The organism is Acidithiobacillus sp. TH-A67 (assembly GCF_057473545.1).
In genome coordinates this window covers 55,307-78,227 of the sequence record NZ_JBYCKU010000012.1, presented here as the reverse complement: position 1 = coordinate 78,227, position 22,921 = coordinate 55,307, and the positions used below count along the sequence as shown (strand labels likewise).

The 22,921-nt window shown below is 62.4% G+C and carries 22 protein-coding genes and 1 riboswitch; all 22 genes read right to left on the bottom strand.

What is annotated here, in order from left to right:
* Nucleotides 1-5: 5 nt before the first annotated feature.
* Nucleotides 6-383, bottom strand: a complete 378-nt coding sequence (gene crcB, locus AC2VNM_RS01825; RefSeq protein WP_483164708.1) for a fluoride efflux transporter CrcB — start codon at nt 381-383, stop codon at nt 6-8.
* Between the two features lie 19 nt (nt 384-402).
* Nucleotides 403-2,361: a proton-conducting transporter transmembrane domain-containing protein gene (locus AC2VNM_RS01820; RefSeq protein WP_483164709.1), complete on the bottom strand. Its 1,959-nt coding sequence runs from the start codon at nt 2,359-2,361 to the stop codon at nt 403-405.
* Complete coding sequence (locus tag AC2VNM_RS01815; protein ID WP_483164710.1) at nt 2,351-3,142, bottom strand: NADH-quinone oxidoreductase subunit B family protein; 792 nt, start codon at nt 3,140-3,142, stop codon at nt 2,351-2,353. Before AC2VNM_RS01815 ends, AC2VNM_RS01820 begins: the two co-directional genes overlap by 11 nt.
* Nucleotides 3,143-3,151: 9 nt before the next feature.
* A complete protein-coding gene (locus tag AC2VNM_RS01810; RefSeq protein ID WP_483164711.1) occupies nt 3,152-4,648 on the bottom strand; it encodes a hydrogenase large subunit in 1,497 nt (498 codons plus the stop codon).
* The gene (locus tag AC2VNM_RS01805) at nt 4,645-6,108 is read right to left on the bottom strand and encodes a proton-conducting transporter transmembrane domain-containing protein (protein WP_483164712.1); all 1,464 of its coding nucleotides are present in this window, start codon (nt 6,106-6,108) and stop codon (nt 4,645-4,647) included. Before AC2VNM_RS01805 ends, AC2VNM_RS01810 begins: the two co-directional genes overlap by 4 nt.
* A 2-nt stretch (nt 6,109-6,110) precedes the next feature.
* Nucleotides 6,111-6,791, bottom strand: coding sequence for a hydrogenase (locus AC2VNM_RS01800; RefSeq protein ID WP_483164713.1), 681 nt, complete (start codon nt 6,789-6,791; stop codon nt 6,111-6,113).
* Nucleotides 6,792-6,800: 9 nt separating this feature from the next.
* Nucleotides 6,801-7,739, bottom strand: coding sequence for a respiratory chain complex I subunit 1 family protein (locus tag AC2VNM_RS01795; RefSeq protein WP_483164714.1), 939 nt, complete (start codon nt 7,737-7,739; stop codon nt 6,801-6,803).
* A 51-nt stretch (nt 7,740-7,790) separates the two neighbouring features.
* Nucleotides 7,791-7,852: riboswitch (Fluoride riboswitch) on the bottom strand.
* A gap of 341 nt (nt 7,853-8,193) precedes the next feature.
* Entirely contained in the window at nt 8,194-9,393 is a 1,200-nt protein-coding gene (locus AC2VNM_RS01790) for a mannosyltransferase family protein (protein WP_483164715.1), read from the bottom strand.
* 79 nt (nt 9,394-9,472) lie between these two features.
* Nucleotides 9,473-10,807, bottom strand: coding sequence for an NADH-quinone oxidoreductase subunit N (locus tag AC2VNM_RS01785; RefSeq protein WP_483164716.1), 1,335 nt, complete (start codon nt 10,805-10,807; stop codon nt 9,473-9,475).
* On the bottom strand, nt 10,797-12,242 hold the full coding sequence (locus AC2VNM_RS01780; protein ID WP_483164717.1) for a complex I subunit 4 family protein: 1,446 nt from the start codon (nt 12,240-12,242) through the stop codon (nt 10,797-10,799). Before AC2VNM_RS01780 ends, AC2VNM_RS01785 begins: the two co-directional genes overlap by 11 nt.
* Nucleotides 12,239-12,601 carry a hypothetical protein gene (locus AC2VNM_RS01775; protein ID WP_486912764.1) on the bottom strand — a complete coding sequence of 121 codons (363 nt, stop codon included), beginning with the start codon at nt 12,599-12,601 and terminating at the stop codon, nt 12,239-12,241. The genes AC2VNM_RS01780 and AC2VNM_RS01775 overlap by 4 nt, the downstream gene beginning before the upstream one ends.
* On the bottom strand, nt 12,595-14,103 hold the full coding sequence (locus AC2VNM_RS01770; protein ID WP_486912763.1) for an NADH-quinone oxidoreductase subunit L: 1,509 nt from the start codon (nt 14,101-14,103) through the stop codon (nt 12,595-12,597). The genes AC2VNM_RS01775 and AC2VNM_RS01770 overlap by 7 nt, the downstream gene beginning before the upstream one ends.
* The gene (locus AC2VNM_RS01765; protein ID WP_483164719.1) at nt 14,096-14,410 is read right to left on the bottom strand and encodes an NADH-quinone oxidoreductase subunit NuoK; all 315 of its coding nucleotides are present in this window, start codon (nt 14,408-14,410) and stop codon (nt 14,096-14,098) included. Before AC2VNM_RS01765 ends, AC2VNM_RS01770 begins: the two co-directional genes overlap by 8 nt.
* Nucleotides 14,403-14,897: an NADH-quinone oxidoreductase subunit J family protein gene (locus tag AC2VNM_RS01760; protein WP_486912762.1), complete on the bottom strand. Its 495-nt coding sequence runs from the start codon at nt 14,895-14,897 to the stop codon at nt 14,403-14,405. The genes AC2VNM_RS01765 and AC2VNM_RS01760 overlap by 8 nt, the downstream gene beginning before the upstream one ends.
* Nucleotides 14,894-15,397: an NADH-quinone oxidoreductase subunit NuoI gene (nuoI, locus tag AC2VNM_RS01755; RefSeq protein WP_483164721.1), complete on the bottom strand. Its 504-nt coding sequence runs from the start codon at nt 15,395-15,397 to the stop codon at nt 14,894-14,896. Before nuoI ends, AC2VNM_RS01760 begins: the two co-directional genes overlap by 4 nt.
* A complete protein-coding gene (nuoH, locus tag AC2VNM_RS01750) occupies nt 15,394-16,353 on the bottom strand; it encodes an NADH-quinone oxidoreductase subunit NuoH (RefSeq protein WP_486912761.1) in 960 nt (319 codons plus the stop codon). The genes nuoI and nuoH overlap by 4 nt, the downstream gene beginning before the upstream one ends.
* The gene (locus AC2VNM_RS01745) at nt 16,353-18,629 is read right to left on the bottom strand and encodes a 2Fe-2S iron-sulfur cluster-binding protein (RefSeq protein WP_483164723.1); all 2,277 of its coding nucleotides are present in this window, start codon (nt 18,627-18,629) and stop codon (nt 16,353-16,355) included. The genes nuoH and AC2VNM_RS01745 overlap by 1 nt, the downstream gene beginning before the upstream one ends.
* Entirely contained in the window at nt 18,622-19,884 is a 1,263-nt protein-coding gene (locus tag AC2VNM_RS01740) for a complex I 51 kDa subunit family protein (protein WP_486912760.1), read from the bottom strand. Before AC2VNM_RS01740 ends, AC2VNM_RS01745 begins: the two co-directional genes overlap by 8 nt.
* Nucleotides 19,881-20,381 carry an NADH-quinone oxidoreductase subunit NuoE family protein gene (locus AC2VNM_RS01735; RefSeq protein WP_486912759.1) on the bottom strand — a complete coding sequence of 167 codons (501 nt, stop codon included), beginning with the start codon at nt 20,379-20,381 and terminating at the stop codon, nt 19,881-19,883. The genes AC2VNM_RS01740 and AC2VNM_RS01735 overlap by 4 nt, the downstream gene beginning before the upstream one ends.
* Nucleotides 20,356-22,038, bottom strand: a complete 1,683-nt coding sequence (locus AC2VNM_RS01730) for an NADH-quinone oxidoreductase subunit D (RefSeq protein WP_486912758.1) — start codon at nt 22,036-22,038, stop codon at nt 20,356-20,358. The genes AC2VNM_RS01735 and AC2VNM_RS01730 overlap by 26 nt, the downstream gene beginning before the upstream one ends.
* Nucleotides 22,038-22,517: an NADH-quinone oxidoreductase subunit B gene (locus tag AC2VNM_RS01725; RefSeq protein WP_483164934.1), complete on the bottom strand. Its 480-nt coding sequence runs from the start codon at nt 22,515-22,517 to the stop codon at nt 22,038-22,040. The genes AC2VNM_RS01730 and AC2VNM_RS01725 overlap by 1 nt, the downstream gene beginning before the upstream one ends.
* Nucleotides 22,514-22,873: an NADH-quinone oxidoreductase subunit A gene (locus AC2VNM_RS01720; protein WP_483164727.1), complete on the bottom strand. Its 360-nt coding sequence runs from the start codon at nt 22,871-22,873 to the stop codon at nt 22,514-22,516. The genes AC2VNM_RS01725 and AC2VNM_RS01720 overlap by 4 nt, the downstream gene beginning before the upstream one ends.
* Nucleotides 22,874-22,921 lie beyond the last annotated feature (48 nt).

Below are 22,921 nucleotides of genomic sequence, written 5' to 3'. Positions count from 1 at the left end.
ACCTCTCAGATGCTGCGCGAAATCCAGGCACCAGCAAAGGCCGCTGCCACACATAAAAACAGGGAAGAGAACATATACAGTAATCCCTTCACTGGTTCGCCATTTTCGAAGAGTACCAAAGTCTCCAGCGAAAAGGTGGAAAACGTGGTATAGGCCCCCAGGCCCCCGGTGAGCATACCGGTGCGCAATTCTGGGCTCAGGGAAATGCGCTCCAAGGTTTCGAAAAACAGGAATCCCATGATGAAACATCCCATCACATTGATGCTGAGAGTGGCCCAGGGAAAGCTCCGGCCAAACACCGTCTGCACCAGTAGCGACTGTCCATAGCGGGCCCAGGCGCCAAGAATGGCGAAAAGCGCTATGAACCCAAACGTGGCGAACATCTATTTTTTCTCCTTACCATCAACTATAGAAAACACTGGCGAATATGACGATGAGCAAGAGCCCGATATACGCTAAGTAGGCATTCAGTGAACCATTCTGCAGGGCGAGTCCGATGCGGTCTGCCAAAATCTGTGTCAGCCGCACTATGGGACGAAAGAGCCACGGCCCAAAAAATGGTGCCTCGCTGTAATTGAAATGTAGTTCTCGCACAAAATATTCCCGCCCGTGATGTTGCCGCTGCAGATCGTTCGTAGGCCGATACACGAAGCTGTAGAACACCCGCAGGGCATTGGAGAAGGCAAGCGCCGTGACGGCATTTGGTGCCGGCACCTGACGCAGGCCGTGCGCCCAGACCGGTACCCGTCGCCGTCCTTGTTGCAAATGGCCCCAAACGATGAGACCCACGGGCAGCAAGGCAAAGAGCAGCCCTACCAGCAAGAGCAAGGGGGGCGAAATGAAGGCAAAGTGGAAGTGCAGCGGAATGAGAATTGGCCCTTGGGTCATGGCCTGGACGGCTTGGGGGTCAGCTGGCCAGTGGGCAAAGCGCAGCCAGTGCAGGCTCCAGGGCAGGACCACGGCATAGAGCAGGACGAGAAGACCCAGCAGGAGGACGGGCCAGGTGCCGCCAGGACGCCGACGCGCCTCCCCACCGCCCAGGAGTCCGACGCCAAAGACCTTGATCATGGTCGCCAGGGCGATGGCGGCGGTCAGCGCCAGCCCGGCTCCGCTCAGGGCAAGGGCAATCCGTGCGGCGGTATTGTGTAAATGGAAGTCCTGAAAGACGGTCTGAAAGAGATACCACTCGCCGGCAAAACCAGCGGTGGGGGGCATGGCGGCCAGACTCATGGCCCCCAGTACCGCCCCGAGGCCCAGAGTCCAGGGGGCCAGGGCAAGGATCCGGCTTTGCGCGATCTGATAATCACCCTTGACGTCGGCAGCACGATCGGCAGACAGCATCATGCTGCCCTTGGCGAGGCTATGACCCCCCAGATGAATCAGGCCCACGGTCCAGGCCAGGGTGCTCAGTGCGACAAAGCCCTCGGCGCGAAAGAGCGAGGCAGCACCCAGCGCCACCACTGCCAGGCCGGCATTCTCTGCCGTCGAAAAGGAGAGCAGACGACGCCAATCATCCTGCTGAAAGGCATAGAGAATAGCGAGGATGGACGATACGGTACCGACGGCGACGAGCAGGATGCCCGTGCTGGTGGCCGAGCCGACGGGTAGCCAGTCGAGGATGGCCCGTCCAAGGGCAAAAAAAGCCACATTCAGCACGATGCCGGAAAGCAGGGCTCCGGAAGCGCCGGTGCCGCTGCCATAGGCTCCGGGATACCATTCGTAGAAGGGCAGAAGGCCCAGTTTCGCGCCAAAACCAATGATAAAGAGCACGGCAATGCCAAAGGCAGTATTGGGGTACTGCGCCCAGCTTGCGGCCCAGGTGGAAAACTGCGTATCGCTGGCGCCAAGCAGCAGCACGCAGAGTAGCAGCGCCACTGCCCCGATCTCCAGCAAGGCCAGCATGTAGAGATTGGCCAGCCCCGAACGTGCCACGGCCTCGCCGCGATCCGCCAGCAACAGAATGGCCCCGCCAAAGCTGAGGAATTCCCAGGCGATCAAAAAGGCGATGCCTTCCTGCAGGCCGGCCACGCCAAGACTGCCCAGCAAGGCAACTGCGGCGCCGGCATACCAGAGGTGCGGGCGGCGCGCCCGGCAAGGCGAAAGAAAGGCCGCAACGGCCGCCAGCGCCCCAAAAAAGAGCAGCCAGGCCGCCGCCGGTTGCAGCATCCAGCTCACCAGCTCCGCGCTCAAGGGCCAGAGCACTGCCGCTTGCTGGGACTGGGGTAAGGCCAGGGCGCTGCCTACCACAATGGCAATGCTGCCGGCCAGCACCGTCAGCCGTGCGAGAACCGTCAGACGCAGCAGCCCCAAGGGAATCGTCAACAGAAGGAGTAGGACGGCGATGGCAAAACTAGTCAGCATAATGGCCTCCTTCTACCCGCTGCGGCTGCCGCTCCAGGAGCAGAAGCAGGGCATGGATGAGCGCCGCCGGATTGGGCGGGCAGCCGGGCAGCCAGACATCTACTGGCAGCACGCCATCCAGACCATGCCCGCCGGCATAGCCAGCATCCATAGGTGCCCCGGAGACTGCACAGGCGCCGACAGCGAGTACCATGCGAGGCTCCGGCATGGCCTCCCAGGTAGCCAGCAGGGGGTTACGCATGGGGGCGGTCACCGGTCCGGTTACCAGCAGTAGATCGGCAAAGCGGGGCGAGGGGGTGAAGAAGATCCCCAGGCGATGCAGGTTATAAAAAGGATTGTCGAGGGCGCCGATTTCCGACTCACAGCCATTGCAGGAGCCGGCATCCACGTGCTTGATGTGCAGACTGCGCCGCAGGCTGCCCACCACTTTGTTTTGCAAGTCCTTGGCGGCAGGGCTGCTTAGCGTCGCTTGCCAGTGCAGGTCCTGGCGGTCGCGCACGGCAAAGGCCCAGTCCCCCGAGGGCAGCATCGCCTCCTGTGGGCAAGCCTCGACACAGGCCTGGCAGACGATGCAGCGCCCGTAATCCATGCCCATGCCGTCGTCTTCGCGGTGAATGGCTGCCGTTGGGCAGACATCGGCGCAGGCCTGACAGTCCGGCACGCAGCGCTCCGGTTGCCAGCGGGGCATCCCCAGCACTCCCTCCTGACCGTCTGGCCCACGGGCTGGCCATTGGGTGTTGGCACGACCGTTCTTGATTCCTGTCCAGGTCCAGAATGGCATCTCGTCCCCCTAGCGATCGCAACCAGCAATGGTCAAACCAAAACTGGCCTCATTGATGGCATAGTCCATCAGGTTGGTGTCGTGTACGGTGAGGGGAAAGACCCGCCAGTTGGAAAATGATGGCGACTTGATCTTCACCCGTTGTAGTTTCCCCGCACGGATACGCACGGCATAGAGCAGGGAGCCGCGTGGGCTTTCTGCCCAACCCAGCCCCGCCTGCTCGCCATCGGGGATGGCAAAATCGGCGCGCACGGGCCCCGGCTTGAGGCGGCCCGCTGCCTGCACGATCAACGCCAGCGCCTCGCGCAGCGATTCGGCACGTACCTCGGCACGGGCCATGGCATCGCCTTTTTCGCGCACCGGCACGTTGAAGCGCAGTTTGTGGTAGGCAGCATAGGGATGGTCACGGCGCAGATCCCGATCCAGGCCGGAGGCGCGCGCCACCGGGCCGGTCGCTCCCTGATCGAAGGCGGCTTGCTTGGGCAGCACCCCCGTACCCATGAGGCGATCGAGGTGAGTGGCAGTATCGTGAAGGTCTTGCAGGTAGGCATCGGCTTCGTAAATGAAGGTCTCCAGATCGCCGTCCAGATGCTCGGCAGCGAGATCGCGGCGCAATCCGCCAACGCAGAACAGCCCACGCAGGAAACGTGAGCCGGTGAGCTTGCCGTTCAGCTGTTTGACCCGCTCTTCGAGTAGCAGACCGGTGGCCGAGCCCACCTTGAGCGTCGTGGTTTTGGCGAGCAGCCCGAAGAAATGGAGATGATTATAGAGGCGCTCCAGCTCCACGATGATCACCCGCAGCAACTGTGCCCGCCACGGCACTTCGATGCCCCAGGCTGCCTCGACCGCTTGGCAGTAGGTCAAGGCATGGCAGGCGCTCCCCACGCCGGATACGCGCTCGGCGAGGAACACCGCCGACTCCGCGGACATGCCCTGAAAGCGCTTTTCCAGGCCCCGATGCTTGTAAAAGAGGCGCGGGTGATAATGGAGGATTGCCTCGCCGATATACGAGAAGTGGAACTCTCCCGTCTCCACGAAATCCGCCCGCACCGGCCCCCAATAGAGATCCTGCACCTGATCGTTGGCAATCTCGGGCATGGTGGGGGATGCGTAGGCGCCGGTGATGCTTTCACCGCTGTATTGCGGGCCAAGGGGTGCTGCGGCGAGCTGGTAGCCCTCGTGAATCACGAGGGGATAGGGTTCGGGATGATCAAGGAACTCGACCCCTCCCAGTTCCTGCATCTCTCGCTCGTACCAGCCGAGCAGCGGGACCAGCTTCGCCAGGGAAGGGATCTGCTGTGAGGCACGCAGCTCCCAGAGCAAAAACTGGGGGTTCCCCGGACGGCTGAGCAGATAGCGCAAGACGCAGACATCGTCCTCTTCCCAGTCATGCCAGGCCATGAGGAAGCGCATGCCTTGCTGCAGACAGTCCTGCGCACGGCTTTCGAGGGCGTCAGCCGTGATCTCGTGGACTTCGAGTTGAGGAGTGAAGGGAGACGTTCTCATGGCGCCACCGCAAAGGCATGTTGAAAAAAGGTCCAGAGGCCATTGGGCCACCACAGGCCAAGCACCAGTATGGGCACGAAGGCAAGCAGCATGGGCAGGATGTTCCACAGCGATAACTTGAGGGTCGGTTCCTTGCCGGGTTCTGGCTCTGGACCCCAGATCATGCGCCGAAAGTGATTCAGGAAGGCGGTAAAGATGAGGATCAGCAACACTGCCATTACCCATACGGCCCAAGGGTTAGCGCTCAGTATGCCGCCACGCAGGATGGTGATCTCCGACAAAAAGAGACCAAAGGGCGGCGCCCCGGTAATCGCCACCGCCCCCAGCAGCCAGACCCCACCGGAAAAGGGATAGTAGCGCAGGACCCGGCGCATCTGGCTCATCGACTTGCTTTCGTAAGCGCGCATCATGTTGCCGGCACCGAAGAACATGAGGGATTTGGTCAGTGAGTGGTTGATCATGTGGTACATGGCCCCGGCGAAGGCGATCGGTCCGCCAAAGCCAAAGCCCATGGCCAACACGCCCATGTGCTCCAGGGAGGAATAGGCGAGCATGCGCTTGGCGCCATCCTGGCGCACGATGAAGAGCCCCGCTACTGCCAGAGAGATGACCCCCAGGACCAGCAGCGCCGTGTGGCCCATAAGGCTATACCCCCCGGCGTCGACGATGGAAAGGAAACGATAAATGCCGAGCAGGGCAATATTGAGCAGTGCGCCGGAAAGCATCGCCGAGGCAGGGGCCGGACCTTCGCTGTGGGCATCGGGGAGCCAGGTATGCATCGGCGCGAGACCCACTTTCGTTCCAAAACCGACGAGGGTGAGCAGAAACGAGAAAAACAGCAGCGCTTCTGGCACCTTTGGAGCCGTCAGGCGCAGGTTCTCCCAGGTGAGGGCATAGGTGGGTCCGAGGGTAAAGGTCCCGCCCCAATAAAAGAGGATGATACCGAGCAGGGCCAGGGCCAGACCCGCGGAGACCACGATCAGATATTTCCAGGCCGCCTCGATGCACTCCGCCTCGCGTTCGAAGCCCACCAGAAAGGCGCTGACGATGGTAGTAAAATCGATGGCGATCCAGAAAATGCCCGGGTTGTTCATCAATGGCGCGATCAGCATGGTCAGGGCGAAACCCGTCTGCAGCGCGTAAAATTTGTGCAGACGCGGTCTTTCCTCCGGTAGCAGGCGCATGTAGCCGATGGCATAGATCGAGGCCAGGAGATAGACGACGCCGACGCAGAAGAGCACCCAAGCCCCCAGTGGCGTAATGAGGATATACTGGTCGGCGCTGACTACGGCATTATTCGGGGCGGCGACCAGAATTGTCAGGGTCAGGCCGAATACCACCAGGGCGCTGGCCAGATTGAGGAACTCTCCCCAGCTAGGGCGGCGAATGGCGAGCATGGCAATAATCGCCAGCGATGGCACGATCCACAAGGCGGCGATCAGGGCATTGAAGTCGACCATGCTTAGCCCACCAGTTTCTGCAGGCCGCGGCTGCTGGTGGTCCCGGCGTGACTTTGCAGGAAGCGGACCAGCATGCCAAAGGCCATGACGATGGTGACCAGATCGAAAATGATGACCAGCTCCAGCAGTGCCGGCATGCCAGGAACGATGATCTGCGAGCCGAGAAAAATGCCATTTTCGATGACCAGCAGGCCGAGAATGTGACTGATGGCCTCGGAGCGCAGAATCATCATCAAAAAGCCGATCAATTTCAGGCTGAACATGCAGGTGAGCGCCAGTACCGCGATGTTGTCGGTGAGATGCAGGGAAACGCCGAGCTGTCGCGCCACCTCATAGGAAAAAATCACCAGGGCCGCCCCCAGGAGCATGCTCGACGAGGGCTTGAGTAAGGGGGTGAATTCGCGATTGATGTGCAGGCGTTTCACCAGGCGCAGGACCAGATAGGGCAGGAGGCTGCCGCGAAAGAGCGCCGACAGGGCAGCGATGATATAGAGCTCCGGGTAGTGTCCGTAGTAGCCGATGGAGGCCGAGATGGCGGCGATTACCCAGGACTCGGCGGCAAAGGCATAGACATGATTTTTCAGCCAGTGCGAACCGAGCATCACGAAAGACAGCACCAGGGCGAGGATGGCGAGCAGACTGAACAGCGACGTTGCCAGGGGGCCTAGATGGAAGATCAGCATGGCAGGCTCCTAGAGTTGGTCCGCCACAATGGCGAGTACGGCAAAGAGAAAGGACAGGGCCAGCGGCTCCTGGTAGCGATAGAAACGCAGGCGCGACTGCACCGTATCCACCATCACCATGAACAGCCCCACGGCGCCATATTTCGCCAGGATGACCAGCAGGGCCAGCAATACCGAGCCAAAGTCCCCGCTGACCGACAGGCCCCACGGGAAGAGAAAGACATTCAGAAAGATGGTGTAGAGGATGAACTGCTTCATCCAGCTCGCCCACTTCAGTAGCGCCAGTAGCGGCCCGGAGTATTCCAGTATCCGCGCCTCGTCGATCATGTAGATTTCATAGGGGATGGTGGAATGGATGGGTAGACGGTCGGTTTCTACCGTCAGCAGGATGATGAAGGCGAGGACCAGAAAGATGTGGGCCGGGCTCCAGTACGCCACTGGACTCTGTGCCAGCAGGTGATTGGCGACAAAGGGCAGCATCGAATGATCGAGAAAGGTGATGCCGACAAAGACCAGGATCAGCGTCGGCTCCGCCAGGATGCCCAGCATCACCGCCCGGCTCGATCCCAGACCGCCAAAGGGCTGGCCGGTGTCGAGCCCGGCGAGCAAGATGAAAAAGCTCCCCAGGGTCAGGATCAGACCGCCGCCGAGGATGTCTCCCATATCGGAAAGGGGCAGAGGAAAATTGGTCAGCACCGGGATGAGCATGGGCACGATCATCATCGCCACGAAAGCCACCACCGGCGCCCAGAAGAATACCCAGGTTGCCGTTTCCGGCACCAGCTGCGTTTTGTGGAAAAGCTTCCAGAGATCCCAATAGGGTTGGAAGATGGAAGGACCTTGGCCGCGCTGGACCTTCTCTTCCATCTTGACGATGAACCCGTGCAGGAGAGGCGAGAGCAACAGGACCGTCAGGACCTGCGCCACCTGCAAGAAAATATCCTTCAACGTGCACCTCCCCCTGCCTACAGAAGACAATCTACCACCCCATTTTGCGGGGATGTGGTAGAAGTCATTAGCCACAGGGGCGGTTCGAGGCGGACTTCATCGCCTTTTTTTATAAGGTAGGCGAGAGCGGAAGATTTGTCAATTTCGCGGTAGCTTTGGCTTGTATGCCACTGTAAGGCTGCTGCGTGCTCGTCAGCCTGTCTATTGTCATATAAAAATAATATATGGCTTACGCATGAAGGAAACCATATTGGAATTCGAATCTTGCCAAGTTTTGCCAAGGAACCCAGAACTGGGCCATGAGCACGATGAACATCTCGCTCCCGGAAACGCTGAAGTCCTTCGTGGACGAACAGCTCAGCCAGCGCGGCTATGGCAGGAGCAGGCCAACCGGGATGTGGACGCGGCTGTCGCCTTGGTCAGTCTGACGGATATTCGAAGCCCTCATCCCCTCTCAAAACGCCCAATGACCAGAAGCGAAAAAAGCAGACTGCAAAAAGAGCGCAGCGGCACTGAGGGTCAGGGCGACGTAGCCCCAGCGGGGACGCCATTGCCAGAGCTGGCCACCGAGTAAAAAGAGTGGCAAATTCAGATACAAGAGCCGGTATGTGGAAACCGGTCCCTGGGAGGCCCCCTGAAACCACAGGTAGGCGCCCACCAGCACCAGCGCAATCCAGGCCCAGGCCCAGACGCGGCGCCAGACGAAGTAGAGCAGTGCAAGCAGATTGCCGGCGAGGACGACCACATTCATCAAAAAATATACCGAACGCGCCGGATTGAGGGCGGTGACTTCCCCTGCCAGTGCCTGCCAGAGAGGTGTGTAGTCGGCGCCAGAGAAGGGGTACAGGTGAACAATGTTGGTGAGCTTTTGCAGCGGCGATAGTTCACCCAGGTATGAAGCGTGGCCATGGATGAAGGCGAGTGGCGCAGAAAAAGTCACATACTGATATACGATGAAGGCTATGAGCCCGCTGCTGGCAAACAACCCCAGGAGCACTGACCCTCCCAAGCTCCGCCAGGACCGTTCTTGCCAACGCTGCCAGGCCAATATCGACCAAAGGGCAAAGGCAAAGAACACCATCAGCGGGCCGCTGGCGCTGCCCAGGCCCAGCCAGAAGGCAGTCAGAACCGGTCTTTCCCTGTGCCAGGTAAGCAGTGCCAGGAGTGCCAGAACATTCATCAGGCCCGTGGGATAATCGCTGGCAAAGAAAAAGGCCGCCGGAGAGAGGGCGTAGAACCAGGTGGCGGCATTGGCTGCAGGCTCTTCCAGATTCTCGCGGGCGAAGCGATGGAAGAGGAAGATCGACAGGACGCCGCTTCCCGCCGCCAGCCAAATGCCGATATTGGCCAGAGAGAAAAAGGGCAGGATCTTGCCGAGCAGCGCGAGGATCAGGGGATACAGGGGGAAAAACACGATGTTTTGCCCGGCCGGCGAGTCTGGCACATATTGGTATCCGTGCTGCGCAATATCCAGATACCACTTGGCATCCCAGTTGACGAGGCTCGCCGCCAGCGGCCCGGGCACCGGATCGAGACCGCGGCTGAAAAAATAATAGCCGCAGAACACCCCGAACCAGATCAGCAAAGCGGTGACGAAGTTGATGCGTAGACGGGGAAGGAGGTCGCGATAGGTCGAGAGCTTCGGGATCTTCATCCGGACGTACAGGCTTTCTCGGCTTCCAGTATGGGAAAGTATGCGACTATGCAGTATCTGCCCGGCGCTGCCAACCGGGTTATTGTCCCAGGAACAGCGGAAACAGGAGCCAGCCGAGACCGAGCAGCAGCATTCCCGCAGCGGCATACAAGCGCAGGATGGCAGGTTGCCAGAGCGCCAGACTGCGTTGCTCGTGCGGGTGACGCCAGAGACTGGGCAGGTAGTAGGCGAAGGACAGGGCGCTGCCCAGGATGAGCACGATGGCAAGACCCCAGACCTGGGCGTGGATATCGGCTACCAGGACGCCAAGTTTCACAAAAAAGCCCAGGGTCGGTGGCATCCCGGCAAGGGACAACAGGCTCACCGCGAGCAGTCCTGCGGCCAGCGGTGCCTGCTGGCGCAGGTGACGCCAGGGAATTTCGTCAGTTCCCTCAGGCAGGCTGAGCAAAGGGCCAAAAATTCCCATATGCATCAGACCGTAGACCACGGCGTAGAAGGTGGCGATGATCAGGCCCAAGGGACCAGCGGCGAGGGCAGCGAAAAAATAGCCGGCGTGCGCAACCGCCGAGTAGCCGAGCAGGCGGCGGAAAGAAGGGGTACGCCAGGCAAGCAGGTTGCCGATGACCATGCTGAGCACCGCCAGGGCCAGATAGGGCAGGAGCCAGGTGCCAGAGACCCCGGCCAGATTGATCAGCACTCCCATGATGGCGACCTTGCCCACCGCCCCCAGGTACAGCACCGCCGGAGTTGGCGCGCCGACATAGATGTCCGCCACCCAGGCATGAAAGGGTGCGACCGCCAGCTCAAAGCCGAGGGCGGCGAGCAGCAGGATAAAGCCCAGGCGCGCCGCGAAGGTACCGTTGATCGGTCCCAGCGGTGGATTCAGGGCGAGGTCACCATTCCCCAGGTAGATCAGGGCGATACCCAGGGCAAAGAGGGCCGAGGCGAGGGCTGCCAGCAAGGCATATTTCATCGCGGCCTCAAGGGCGCGGGACGAAGAGCCGGGCCAGACAAAGAGCGCAAAGAACGGCAGGACCTGCAACTCCAGGCCGATGAACAGCCCGATCAGTTCATCACTGCCCACCAGCAGGAGCGCTCCCAGCAGCACACTCAAGCAAAGTCCGGTAAAGGCCCCAGGCATGCGTTGCAGCAAAGGATGACGGGCCAGTAGCAGAAAGAGCATGGCACTGGCCAAACCCAGATAGGTGCCGAGGATCGTGGCGCTACTGTCCCAGTAGAAACCCTGGCCCAAGTCGAGGCGACCATGCAGCACCAGGGCAGCGGCGCCGAGGCTGCCCAGCACCCCCCAGTACGGGGCGAGACGGCCGAGGCGCGGGTGCAGGTCGAAGAAAAAGGCCAGGAGGGCGGCAATGGCAACGGCGATCGGCGCCCACAGCGTCGCACTAATGACCATGCGCACCCCCGATCAGCAATGGGCTGTGTACCGGCAGGAGCTGAGCAAAATCGCTGAGCAGGGTCTGGCTCCCCAGGCCCAGATAGAGGCTTGCCGCGCCCAGGAGCAAAAAAATCCACCATTCCCGCTGAGCGAGGTCGGCAATCTGCGCCGGCAGTCGCGGATTGATCTGTCCGAGCATGCTGCGTTCATAGGCGCGCAGAAAGACCACCAGGTTGACGATCATGCCCAGGGTGGCGATACCCGCCCAAAGCGGCAGGACGCGGAAACTGCCGAGCAGGGTCAGGAACTCACCAGGAAAGTTCCCCAACCCGGGCAGGCCCAGGGCCATCAGGAAAAACAGCAGGGTCCAGGCACCGAAGCGTGGCATGCGCCGGAACAGTCCACCCAGACCCTCCCAGTTGCTGCCAAGGCCACGCGCCTCGAGTACTGCCAGCACGGTAAAGAGTCCGGCGGCGAGGACGGCATGGGCGATGCTCAGAAAGAGCGCGCCGCTCCACGCTTGCTCCTGTAGGGCGAAGATTCCGAGGGCAACGAGGTTCATGTGGCTGACACTGCTATAGGCAACGGTCTCGCGCAGCTCGCTGGTGCTGAGGGCGAGGAAGGCGCCGTAGAGGGTGCCGATGGCTGCCAGGATGATGCCGGCGGGACTGAAGAGTAACGCTCCCCGGGGCAGCAGGGGCACGGCCCAGTGCACCAGCCCATAGACGCCTGCCAGCACCGTCGCCCCGGAAAGAAAGAGGGCGGCAGCGGGAGCGCTTTGCACATAAGCTCCGCGTGCCCAGCCGTGCAGAGGAAAAAGAGGGAGCTTGACTCCGAGCCCCGCCAGCATCCCCAGAAAGAGCAGCAGTTGGATCTGTCCGGAGAGGTCACTCCCACTCAACTGGATCCAGGAAAAATCATAGATACCGGTATTGTTGCCGCGATTGAGGTAAATGGGCAGGACTGCCAGCAGCAGAAACAGCGAGGCGGTTACCGTATACAGTAGAAAGGTCAGGGCGGCGCGTCGGTCTTTTTTGCCGCTGCGCAGGATCAACCAGGCCGCCGCCAGGGCGACGATCTCGTAAAAGATGTAGAAGCCGAGGAAATTGTTGGCAAAATAGGTGCCCATCAGGGCGCCCTGCAGCACCGCCAGAATCCGTGCCAGATGCAGATATTCGTCGTGGTGCCACTGCACGGCTAGGGCGACGGGCAAGAGCAGGGCGGTCGTTAGGGCAAAAAGATCCGCGAGGGGATTGGCCTGCAGCTGCCACAGGGCGCCGAGGAGGGGAAGATGAATGGCCGCCACGGCGGAAGGATCGCCCGCCAGTAGGGGAATGCAGAGCAGGATCTCCGCCAGCGCGCCCGCAATCGTCAGGGCACCGGCCGAGCGCTGCGCTAGGCTCAGCCACAGGGCGATGCCCCAAGGTAGCAAGACGAGCAGCGAGACGATCATAGTGGCCAGCTCCAGATCAGCAGCAGGAGGAGCAGGAGCCCGGCAATCATGCTCACGGCATACCGGCTTGCCAGTCCATTTTCTCCGCGGGCCAGGGCATAGGCCGACAGGCGCAGGCCGTCGCGCAGCCCTCCCTGGGCCAGTCCCTGCACACCCAGGTTCTCGACGCCACTACGTAGGAATCTGCCAAGGGCGTAGAAAGGGGCAGGGAAAAGGCGCAGGATCGTGCCGTCGATCCACCAGCCGCTGGCCAGAAACCGCCAGCGACTGAGACCGCGTCCGGCACGCTCGCGCCGTGCTGCCCAGTAACCGAGTGCGATACCGAGGAAGGTGGCCAATGCCCCCACCAGGGTCAACAAGCCTCCCTCCAGCCCGATCGGGCGCGGCGGGAGTCCCAGCTCGGGAGCCAGCCAGTGCACCCAGAGGTGAGGCCCAGGCCAGCCGGGTGGAAACTGCAACCAGCCAATCCAATGCTTGCCGCCGCGAGGAGGGCCAGCGGGATCTTCATCCCCCAGCCCATCTGATAAGGCACTTCCAGTTCCGAGGGCTTGCCCTCGAAGACCAGAAAATACAGACGGAAGGCGTAACCCGCCGTCAATACCGCGCCGCTCAAGCCGAGGGCGTAAGGAACGCCACCGCCCGCTACCAGGAAGCTCGCGTTGATGATCGCGTCCTTGCTGTAGAAGGCCGCAGAAATCAGAGGCACGGCGGCGAGCGCAAAGACCCCGGCGAGAAAGGTCCAGCGCAGGAAGGGCTGGCGGTATTTGAGCCCGCCCATATGGCGGATGTCGTGATCGTCGGCGTAGATCAGGATGATGGCGCCGGAGGCCATGAACAGTAGGGCCTTGAAACAGCCATGCACGAGCAGGTGAAAGAGCCCGAGGCTGGGGGCACCGATGCCCACACCCATGAACATATATCCCAGCTGACTGATGGTGGAATAGGCGAGGACGCGCTTCACGTCGACTTGTGCCAGACCGCAGGAGGCAGCAAAAAAAGCGGTCCAGGCGCCGAGCACGGCAATAGCCTCGAGCATGCCGGGGACGGCAGCAAAGAGTCCCAGCAGACGGATACAAAGGTAGACCCCGGCGGTCACCATGGTCGCCGCGTGGATCAGCGCGGATACGGTGCTGGGGCCGGCCATGGAATCCGGCAGCCAGATATGGAACGGGAACTGCGCCGATTTCGCATAGGCGCCGATCAGGATCAGGATGCTTGCCGCCAGCAAGAGGGCAGGCGCAGGATGCGCCGTGACCAGAGGTAGAAGGGTACTGATGCTCAGGGTATGGTACTGGGCAAAGAGCAAAAAGATGCCCAACAGCAGTGTGGTATCGCCAATGCGGGTGACGACGAAGGCCTTGCGCCCCGCCCAGGCATTCTCCGGTTCGCGGTACCAATGCGAAATCAATGCATAGGAACACAGACCCACGGTCTCCCAGCCCAGATAGAGCAGCAAGAGATTGTTCGCCATGGTCAGGATGAGCATGCCGGCAACGAAGAGATTGAGATAGAAATAGTAGCGTCGCTCGCCGTAGTCGCCGCGCAGATATTGCTGCGAAAACAGGTGAATCAGAAAACCGACGAAACTGGCGATGGAGATCATCACCAGGCTCACGTCATCCACCCGCAGGGTCAGATCCACGCGAAAATCGCCCACCGCCATCCAGGTCCAGAGCCGGTCGAGCAGGGCGGGCTCGGCGCCCGGGCCGAGCCAGATAGCGAGTACCACCAGAGAAGAAAGTAAGGGCATGGCGGCGGCCAGGCGTCCACACCGGCGCGGCCCGAGCCGTTCGCCAAAAAGGGCGTTGATCAGGGCGCCGAGCAGGGGAAAGCCCGGGATGAGAAAGAGCCAGTCAGTCATCCTGCTTCTCCCGTTCGCGCAACATGCGCAGGCCATCGACGTTGAGGGTGCCGAGCTCCCGGCGGATGCGCAGCAGCAGGGCGAGGCTTGGCGCCAGGGCCGCGCCGCTCAAGGCCATGATGAAGAGCGCCAGCACCTGACCGCCGATGGCGTGCCAGCGGGCACCCCCCGCCAGGGCTACCAGCAGGGCGGCGTTGAACAGCAGTTCTACCCCGAGCAGCCAGAAGACCAGGCTACGGCGCAGCAGGATCAGGGCCAGACCCACAAAGAAGAGCAGGGCGGCGGCAGCCAGGGCGATCTCAATCATGGTCTTTCTCCCCGGCATGCAAAACCAGTACCGCAGCAATGACCACAAAGAGCAGCACCGCTACCGCTTCGCTCCACCACAGGTTGGGACCGAAGAGGGCGCGCCCCAGCAGGACCGGCCCCAAGGCATGGACCGCAGCGGTGATGGGTTGCTGCTGCCAGAGCAGGGCCGCCAGCGCCAGGGCGAAGGCCAGTAGCAGCAGGGCGCCAAGGGGCCAGCCGCTACGCCAACTTTGCCGGACGGCGGCGGCCCGGGCCTCGGGTCCGATGAGCATGAGGGTAAAGAGAAACAGCACCAGGATGGCACCCAGATAGAGCAGGATCTCCATCGCCGCCAAAAAGGGCGCACCGAGCAGATAAAAAAGGATGGCGAGGATGCCCAGGGCGGCGGCAACGGCGATCACCCCGTACATGGCGTCGCGCAACAAGAGCACCCCCAACAGCAAGGCGGCAAGCACGACGAGCAAGAAAAAGCCGAGGAAGATCATGGCAGGTTGCTCCGCGGATCGCAGTTTCTCGGCTCGGGGAGGGCTTGGGTGCGCACGCCGGCGTGGTCGTAATAGCGGTATTCTGGATGCTTGCCGGTGCCGTCGATGAGCAGGGCCTCTTTGTGGTAGACGAAATCACCACGTTCGGTCTTGGCAAAGGCGAATTCCGGCGAAAGCTGGATCGCTACCGTCGGACAGGCCTCCTCACAGAGTCCGCAATAGATACAGCGGGCGAAATTGATGCGAAAACTCTGCGCAAAGCGGCGACCATTCGGGCGATCTGCCCCTTCCAGGGCAATGCAGTGCGTTGGGCAGACCGCCGAACAGAGTTCGCAGGCCACACAGCGTTCCTCGCCATCGGGATCGCGGGTCAGGATCGGGCGTCCGCGCCAGCGCTCTCCCAGTTTGGGCTGCTGCTCCGGATATTCCAGGGTGTCCCGGCGCCGAAGCTGGCGCAGGGTCGTCCACAAGCTCGCCAGTAGGCCGTGCCACAGTCTCATAGCGTCCCCCACAGGGCGGCGGCAATGGCCGTCAGCAACAGATTGAGGATGGACAGTGGCAGCAAGGCGTTCCAGCCCCAATGCAGCAACTGGTCGTAGCGTGGCCGAGGCAGGCTGGCGCGCAGCCAGAAAAAGATGCCAATGATGAAGCCGGTCTTGAGCAACATCCACAAGCAGCCCGGCAACCAGGGACCGCTCCAGGCACCCAGATAGAACAGGCTGATCAGGGCGGCGATGAGCACGAGCCCAAGATACTCTCCCAGGAAGAAATAGCCGAAGCGCATCCCCCCATATTCGGTGTGATAACCGGCGACGAGCTCACTCTCGGCTTCGGCGAGATCAAAGGGCAGACGCTGGGTCTCGGCAATGCCGGCAATGAAAAAGATCAGAAAGCCCAGTGGCTGATAGACGATCAGCGGCACCGGCTGACCCGCCGCACCGAGCCCCTGCAAGGCGAGACTGCCGGCCAGCAGGACCAGGGCGAGCAGGGCAAGGCCCATGGGCAGTTCGTAGCTGATCAGTTGGGCCACGGCACGGATGGCACCATAGAGGGCAAACTTGTTGTTGGACGACCATCCTCCAAGAAATACCCCGTAGACGTGCAGGGAGCTCAGGGCTAGGATAAGCAGAAGACCGATCTCCCAGTCGCCCGCCCAAGAAATGCTCGGGGCTATGGGAAGCACGGCAAAGCCCGCCAAGGCACTGAAGGCGACCAGAATTGGGGCTGCGCGATAGAGCAGGCCGCTGGCAAAGGGCGGGACGAAATCTTCCTTGCAGAGCAGTTTCAGAGCGTCGGCCAAAGCCTGTCCAATCCCCAAAGGTCCCAGACGGTTGGGCCCCAGACGATTTTGCAGCAGGCCCAGCACACGCCGTTCGGCAAAGACGAGAAAGCCGGCGATGCCCAGCAGCACCAGCAGGGTGACGAACATGGCGACGATTTGCGCAAAGAGCAGCATCAGTCCAGCCACTCCGGATTGACGCCGTCGCCCGGACGCAGACCCAGGAAAACGAGTTCGGCGCGCGGGATGGCGAGGACCTCTGCCGCCATGTCCGGTAGTTCGCGTAGCGGCAGGGTCCGGCTCGTGCCATCGACGGCGCGGAGTCGCACCTGTCGCGCATCTTGCTGCCCGGGAGCGATCCAGGCAGCACTGGCGGGTGCTAGGCTGTGCAGTTCCCGCGCGCCGTTGGCGAGCTCTTCCTCGCTGTAATGGCTGAAGCGGCAGACGCTCCAGCCTTGGTCCGTGGCGCGGGGTGGGGGCGCCGAGTGCAGACGGAAGCGGGCGCGCAGCTCTTCCGGCAAAAACACGCCAGGGTCCCCCGGCCGGGGCGCAGAGCGCAGCAGAAAATCACGGTAGAAGCGCAGGCGCTCCTGCCAGCGTTCGGAAAGCTCGAGGCGCTCGGCAAGGGCGCGACAGAGCTCTACGGGGCTGGGCAGGAGCTCCTCGCGCAGGGCGCCCCCCGCCGCCAGTGGGAACGGCCCCAGCTCCGGGCGCCAGTGGCGCTCTTCCCGTGCCGGGGTGTAGGCCACTGCCGCCGCTTGCAGCCGCCCCTCGCCGTTGTAGTACAGCCCCGACCGCTCGCTCAACGCCGCGCAGGGCAGGCTCAGCCAGACATCGTCCCAGGACAGGCTGCGGCGGTGATCGATGAGGCTGAGATCGATGTCGCCGTGGCTCCGCCACCAAAGCCCATCCATTTCCTGCGGGTCCTGGCCGAGGGCCAGCAGATGGTCATAGTCGTTCCCGGCAAGGGCAGTACGCAGACGGCTGGCGTGACCATCGACGGCGTAAAAGGAGGCGCCCGGAAGGTTGCCCTGGCGATAGACCGGCAGGATGCCACTGCCATCCGGCCAGGTGCCGATTTCCCGGCGCAACAGGTGCAGGAGTTCGGGCCCCACCGACTCGCTGTCGATGAGCAGCAGGAAAGGCCGATGATGGCGCTGTCCGAGCCATTCCCAGGCAGCATCGAGCAGATCCGCCGGGGGTAACAGACGATCCTCGCCAGCCAGCGCTGTCAGTGGACTGGGCAGGCAGCGCAGGAGGCTGATCGCTGCGCCGCGGTCGTGCGCCTCGCGCAGAAACAGGGGCAGGGTGGGCGCGACCCGCTCCACCGCGCCGATGACGAGAATCTCTGCATAAGCGGAAATCCTGGCCGGTGCCGGCGGGTGTGGTAGGGCCAGGATCTCGCGCGCCTTGGCTTCCTCCCAGGGCTCGAAAAAGGCAGCGAAGGGGGCATCGAGGACACGCGCGAGGGCAAAGAGGGCCAGATTGCTGTCGAGATCCTCCCGCGGCGAGCCGAGGAAGGCGCTACGCCCTTCCGCTAGGCGTGCCGCAAGTCGGTCGAGGACGCTGTCGACATCCTGGCGGCGCCCCCCGGCCTGGGCCTGCCGCGGCCGATCCTCGGCGGCGACGTAGCGAAAGCCATAGCGGCCGCGGTCACAGAGAAAATGCGGATTGATTTCGCCATGGGAGCGCTGGCGGACGCGCCGCAGGTGGCCGCGGGCGGCACCGGGTCGGGTATTGCAGCCGATACTACAGTGTGGGCAGATGCCGGCGCTTTCCTCCAGATCCCAGGGGCGCAGGTAGTCCTGATGGTAGACCTTGTCGGTAAACACCCCGGTGGGGCAGACCTCGGCGAGATTGCCGGCGAGGGGGCTTTCCAGTGGGCCATCCTCCAGACGACCGAAAAAGACCCGATCGCGTGAGCCGAAAACGCCAAAGTCTTCGCCGCCCGCTAGATCCTGATAGAAACGCACGCAGCGATAGCAGGTGATGCAGCGATTCATCTCCTGACGGATCAGGGGACCCAGCTCCTGGCTCTGGTAGCGGCGCTTTTCTGGTTCGTATTCGCGGTAGGCATGGCCACTCGCCACCGTCATGTTCTGCAGATGGCACTGGCCTCCTTCGTCACAGACCGGGCAATCATGGGGGTGGTTGCGCATCAGCAGTTCGCTGATCAGTTGGTGTTCGTGCTGTACTTTGGCTTCTGCGCGCCCCAGTTGCAGATCGCGGCTAGCGGGCAACAGGCAGGCCATGGTAAGGCGCGGCGGGTGCTTGCCGTCGTGGGGATAGACCATCACCCCGCACTGGCGGCAGGCTCCCAGGCTGCCCATGGCCGGATGAAAGCAGAAATAGGGGATGCTGCTTTCCTGCCGATGTTCGAGGACGGCCTCCAGGACATTTTGCCCCGCGCGGAAGGGGATCGCCTCGCCATCCAGGTAAAAGACCTCAGCCATGGCGCACCGCGTAGGGACAATGCCCTTCCTGCACATGCGCCGCGATCTCGTCACGGAAGATCACCATCCCCGATAGCAGCGGCATCAGGGCACCTGGAGCCAAGGCACAGAAGCTGTTGGGGGCGATCTCCTTGCCCAGAGTTTCGATTTTTTCGAGATCGCGCATTTCACCTTCTCCTCTTTCGATCCTCTCCAGTAACCATAGTAGATAGGGAAGACCTTCGCGGCAGGGGGTGCAAAAGCCACAGGATTCGCGGGCGTAGAAGCGGGTGGTGGCAATAAGAAAATCGAGGGGGCAGTGTTGATCATCCAGGACGATACAACCGCCGGTGCCCAGGCGCGAGCCGATCTTGGCCATGGCATCGAAGTGCATCGGGGTGTCGAAATCCTGGGGCTGGACGAAGGGCGTCGAGGCGCCCCCGGGCAGTACGCCGCGAATTTCCCGTCCTGGCAGCGGCCCGCCCGCATGTTCGTAGAGAATCTCGCGCAGGGTCGTACCCATGGGTAGCTCAAAGACCCCCGGCTTCTGCACTGGTCCACAGACGCTGTAGAGCTTGGTCCCCACCCCCCCGTTGACCCCCCAGCCCTGATAGGTCTCGACGCCCTTGCGCAGGATCCCAGGCAACTGGGCAAAGGATTCGGCATTGTTGACGGTGGTGGGTTGTTGCCAGAGTCCTTTCTGGGAGATGTGGGGTGGTTTCTTGCGGGGGTTGGGGCGGCGTCCCTCAATGGCGTTGAGGATGGCGGAGTCCTCCCCGCAGATGTAGCGTCCGAGGGAGAGATGGATGTCCAGTTGCAGCCGGCCGGCGGGCAGGTCCAGCAATTTCGCCGCCTCGGCAGCGGCCAGGGCGCGGGCGAAGACCTCGGCACCGGCCGCATATTCGCCGCGGATGAAAATCACCGCCTCCTGCACCCCCAAGGCATGGGCGGCGATCAGCATGCCTTCGAGAATCTGCTGGGGGGCACCAAAGAGCAGGGCGCGATCCTTGAAACTGCCGGGCTCGGTCTCATCCAGGTTACAGACCAGATAACGGGGCTCGGGGGCATCGAGGCCGCGCAGGCGCCATTTCACACCGGTCGGAAAGCCCGCCCCACCACAGCCGCGCAGACCGGATTTTTCCACCAGGGCAATCAAATCTGCCGGAGACATCTGCAGCGCCTGCGTGAGCCCCTGGTAGCCCCCCACGCCGCGATAGGCGTCGAGATTGGCCGGATCGTCACTCGCAAAGAGCATACTGAGGGGCTGAATGCTCATGACTCGCACTCCCAGCCCTGGAGTAGCTGGCGCAGGGCCTCGGCGCTGAGGGGCGCAACCGTGTTCTTGCCATCGACAAAGGCCGCTGGCGCGCGCTCGCAGAGGCCCAGGCAGACATGGGGCAGGACGCTGTAGCGCCCGTTGCTCTGGCCGAGGGGCACGCCGCTTTGCGCCACCGCCATCTGCAACAATCCGGGTGCGCCGGCGAGATGGCAGGCGATACTGTCACAAATGCGCAGCACATGGCGTCCGGGGTCCTCGCGCAACACCAGGGGATAAAAGGTGCAGAGTTCCTCTACCCGCACCGGGCTGATGCCGCAAAGACGCGCTACCAGCTGCAGTCGGTTGTCATCGATCCAGCCGTATTCCGCCTGCAGGATGCGCAACAGATCGCAGACGGCGGCCTCCGGATGGCTGCCCGCATGTTCCACCACCTGCTGCAAGCGGCTGAGCAGGGCTGTGGGTACGCTTTCAGCGGTCGAGGTCGGCGAGGACATAATCCAAGGATCCAATACTGGCGATGAAGTCGGGAATGGCGAGACCCTGCCCCAGCTCGGTGATCATCTGCACATGCGGAAAGGAGCCCGTGCGCACCCGCAGGCGTTGCGGGCGTGGGCCACCATCGCTGCAGACAAAATACCCCAGCATCCCACGCGCCGACTCCCCCAGCCCCAGGGCCACCCCGGCGGGTGGGCCAAATTCCGCCGCCATCTGCTCGAAGTGGTGGATCAGGGTCTCGATGTCTTGCAGGGTGCGGTCCTTGGGCATTAGCGCCTCGGCAGCATCGCGCGCGAGCACTGGGCCCGACGGCATCATCTTCAGCAGCTGGCGCAGGATACCGATGCTCTCGTGAATCTCTTCCAGGTGCAGGGCGGTGCGGCTCCAGGCGTCGCCGTCGCTGGCGGTGGGTACGGCAAACTGCAATTGCGGATAGAATCCGTAGGGTTCGGTTTTGCGCAGATCCCAGGCGCTGCCGGTGCTGCGCAGGACGATGCTCGTCGCTCCCCAGCGCTCGGCCATGGCGGCACTCACCTGGCCAATGCCGCGGGTGCGGGCGCGGAAGATGTCATTATCGATGCTGAGCGCTTGGGTATCGCGCAGGCCAGCTTCGACGCGGTCGAGGACCGGGCGCAGTTTCTCTTGCCAGTCCTCCGGCAAATCCTCGGCTACCCCGCCAATGCGAAAAAACTGCGGATGCAGGCGTCCGCCCGTGAAGTCTTCGATCAGGTCGAGGAGCAGGGAGCGGTCGCGAAAGGCATAAAATGCCGGACCCATGGTGCCGAGGTCATTGCCATAACTGCCCAACCAGACCAAATGCGACTCGATGCGGCAAATCTCTGCCAGCAGGGTGCGGATCCCTTCGGCGCGTTCGGGCACGCGGATGTCCGCCAGGGTCTCGACGGCGCGCAGGTAGGGCCACTCGCCGAGTACGCCCCCCAGGTAATCGACGCGATCGGTATAGGGGATGAAATTGTGGTAGCTGTGTCCCTCGGCAATTTTTTCGACGCCGCGATGGTGATAGCCGATGTCGGGATCGACGCTCACGACGCGCTCGCCGCGCAGACGTAGGCGATAGCGCAGGATGCCGTGGGTGCCGGGATGGTGCGGCCCGACATTGAGCAGCATTTCTCCTTCGCCGGGGGCGTCTTCGGGATTGTAGACGGCGAGCTGCTCCTGCAGGCAGCCGCGCTCAAAGCGCAGGGGCGGGCGCTCGGTGGCGCGGAGAGGCTCGGCCTTGCGCAGGGGGTGTCCCTCCCAGTCTGGGCTCAGCAGGATGCGACGCAGATCGGGATGCCCGGTAAAGACGATGCCAAAGAGGTCATAGATCTCCCGCTCATACCAGTTGGCCGCCGGATAGATCGCGCAACAGCTGGGTGCCTCTTCGCCCGTCAGGGACACACGCAGACGCAGCCAGTCGCCGGGCTGCAGGCTGTGCAAGTGGTAGATCAGGCAGAGCTGACTTCCGCTTGCAGTCTCCTCTTCCCACGCGGTCAGGTCGAAGAGAAGGCGCATGGCGGGCTCATGCTCCTGCCGGAGGTAGGCCAAGGCGGGGAGGATCTGACTTTCCGGTAGCCAGAAATCCGGCAGCTCGTCGCGCGCGTCACCGGCAGGATGAGCGGCGAAGCGGCGCTGCAGGATCTCGGCGAGCAGCATCAGTTCTCCTGCGCCAGAACCCGGGCCGGGCGGGCGCGAATCTTCCGCTGCAAGAGCAGCAAGCCATCCATCAGCGCCTCGGGGCGCGGCGGGCAGCCCGGCACGTAGACATCCACCGGCAGGATCTGATCGAGCCCCTGTACCACGCTATAGACGTCATACATACCCCCGGAATTGGAGCAGGAGCCCATCGAAATTACCCACTTGGGTTCCAGCATTTGTTCATAAAGTTCGACGATCATCGGCGCCATCTTGGCAAAGACGGTACCGGAGCAGATCAGCACGTCCGCCTGACGTGGCGAACTGCGGATCACCTCGGCGCCAAAGCGGGCCAGGTCGTGCCGCGGGGTAAGCGCCGCCACCATCTCGATGAAGCAGCACGAGGTCCCAAAATTGAGCGGCCACAGGGAACCAGCGCGACTCCAGGCAATGATCTCATCCAGTCGTCCGGCAAAGAAGGCCAGTGGCCCGCGCTTCATGTCCACCGCAGGCCTCCCATCGCCCATTCGTAGAGCCAGCCCAGGGCAAGGATGACGAGAAAGGCGATCCCGCCCCAGAGTGCCGCTGGTGGCAGACCATGAAAAGCGACCGCCCAGGCGTACAGAAAGGCACCTTCGAGCTCAAAGACCAGGAAGGAAACCGCCAGCAGATAAAAACGAATGGGAGTGGCGGGATGCGTGGCCGTACTGACGCCCAAGCCGCTTTCGAAAGGGATGTCCTTGTTGCTACTCGGATGGCGGCCGCCCAGGTAGCGTGCCAGCATCAGTAGCCCGAACAACAGGCCCAGCGCGAGCAGGGCAAATACGGCAACGGCGGCGGCATGATGCAGGGGCATTCGGCTCTCCTTGCGAGTTTGCTAAGAGTATAGTCAAGAAAAACATAC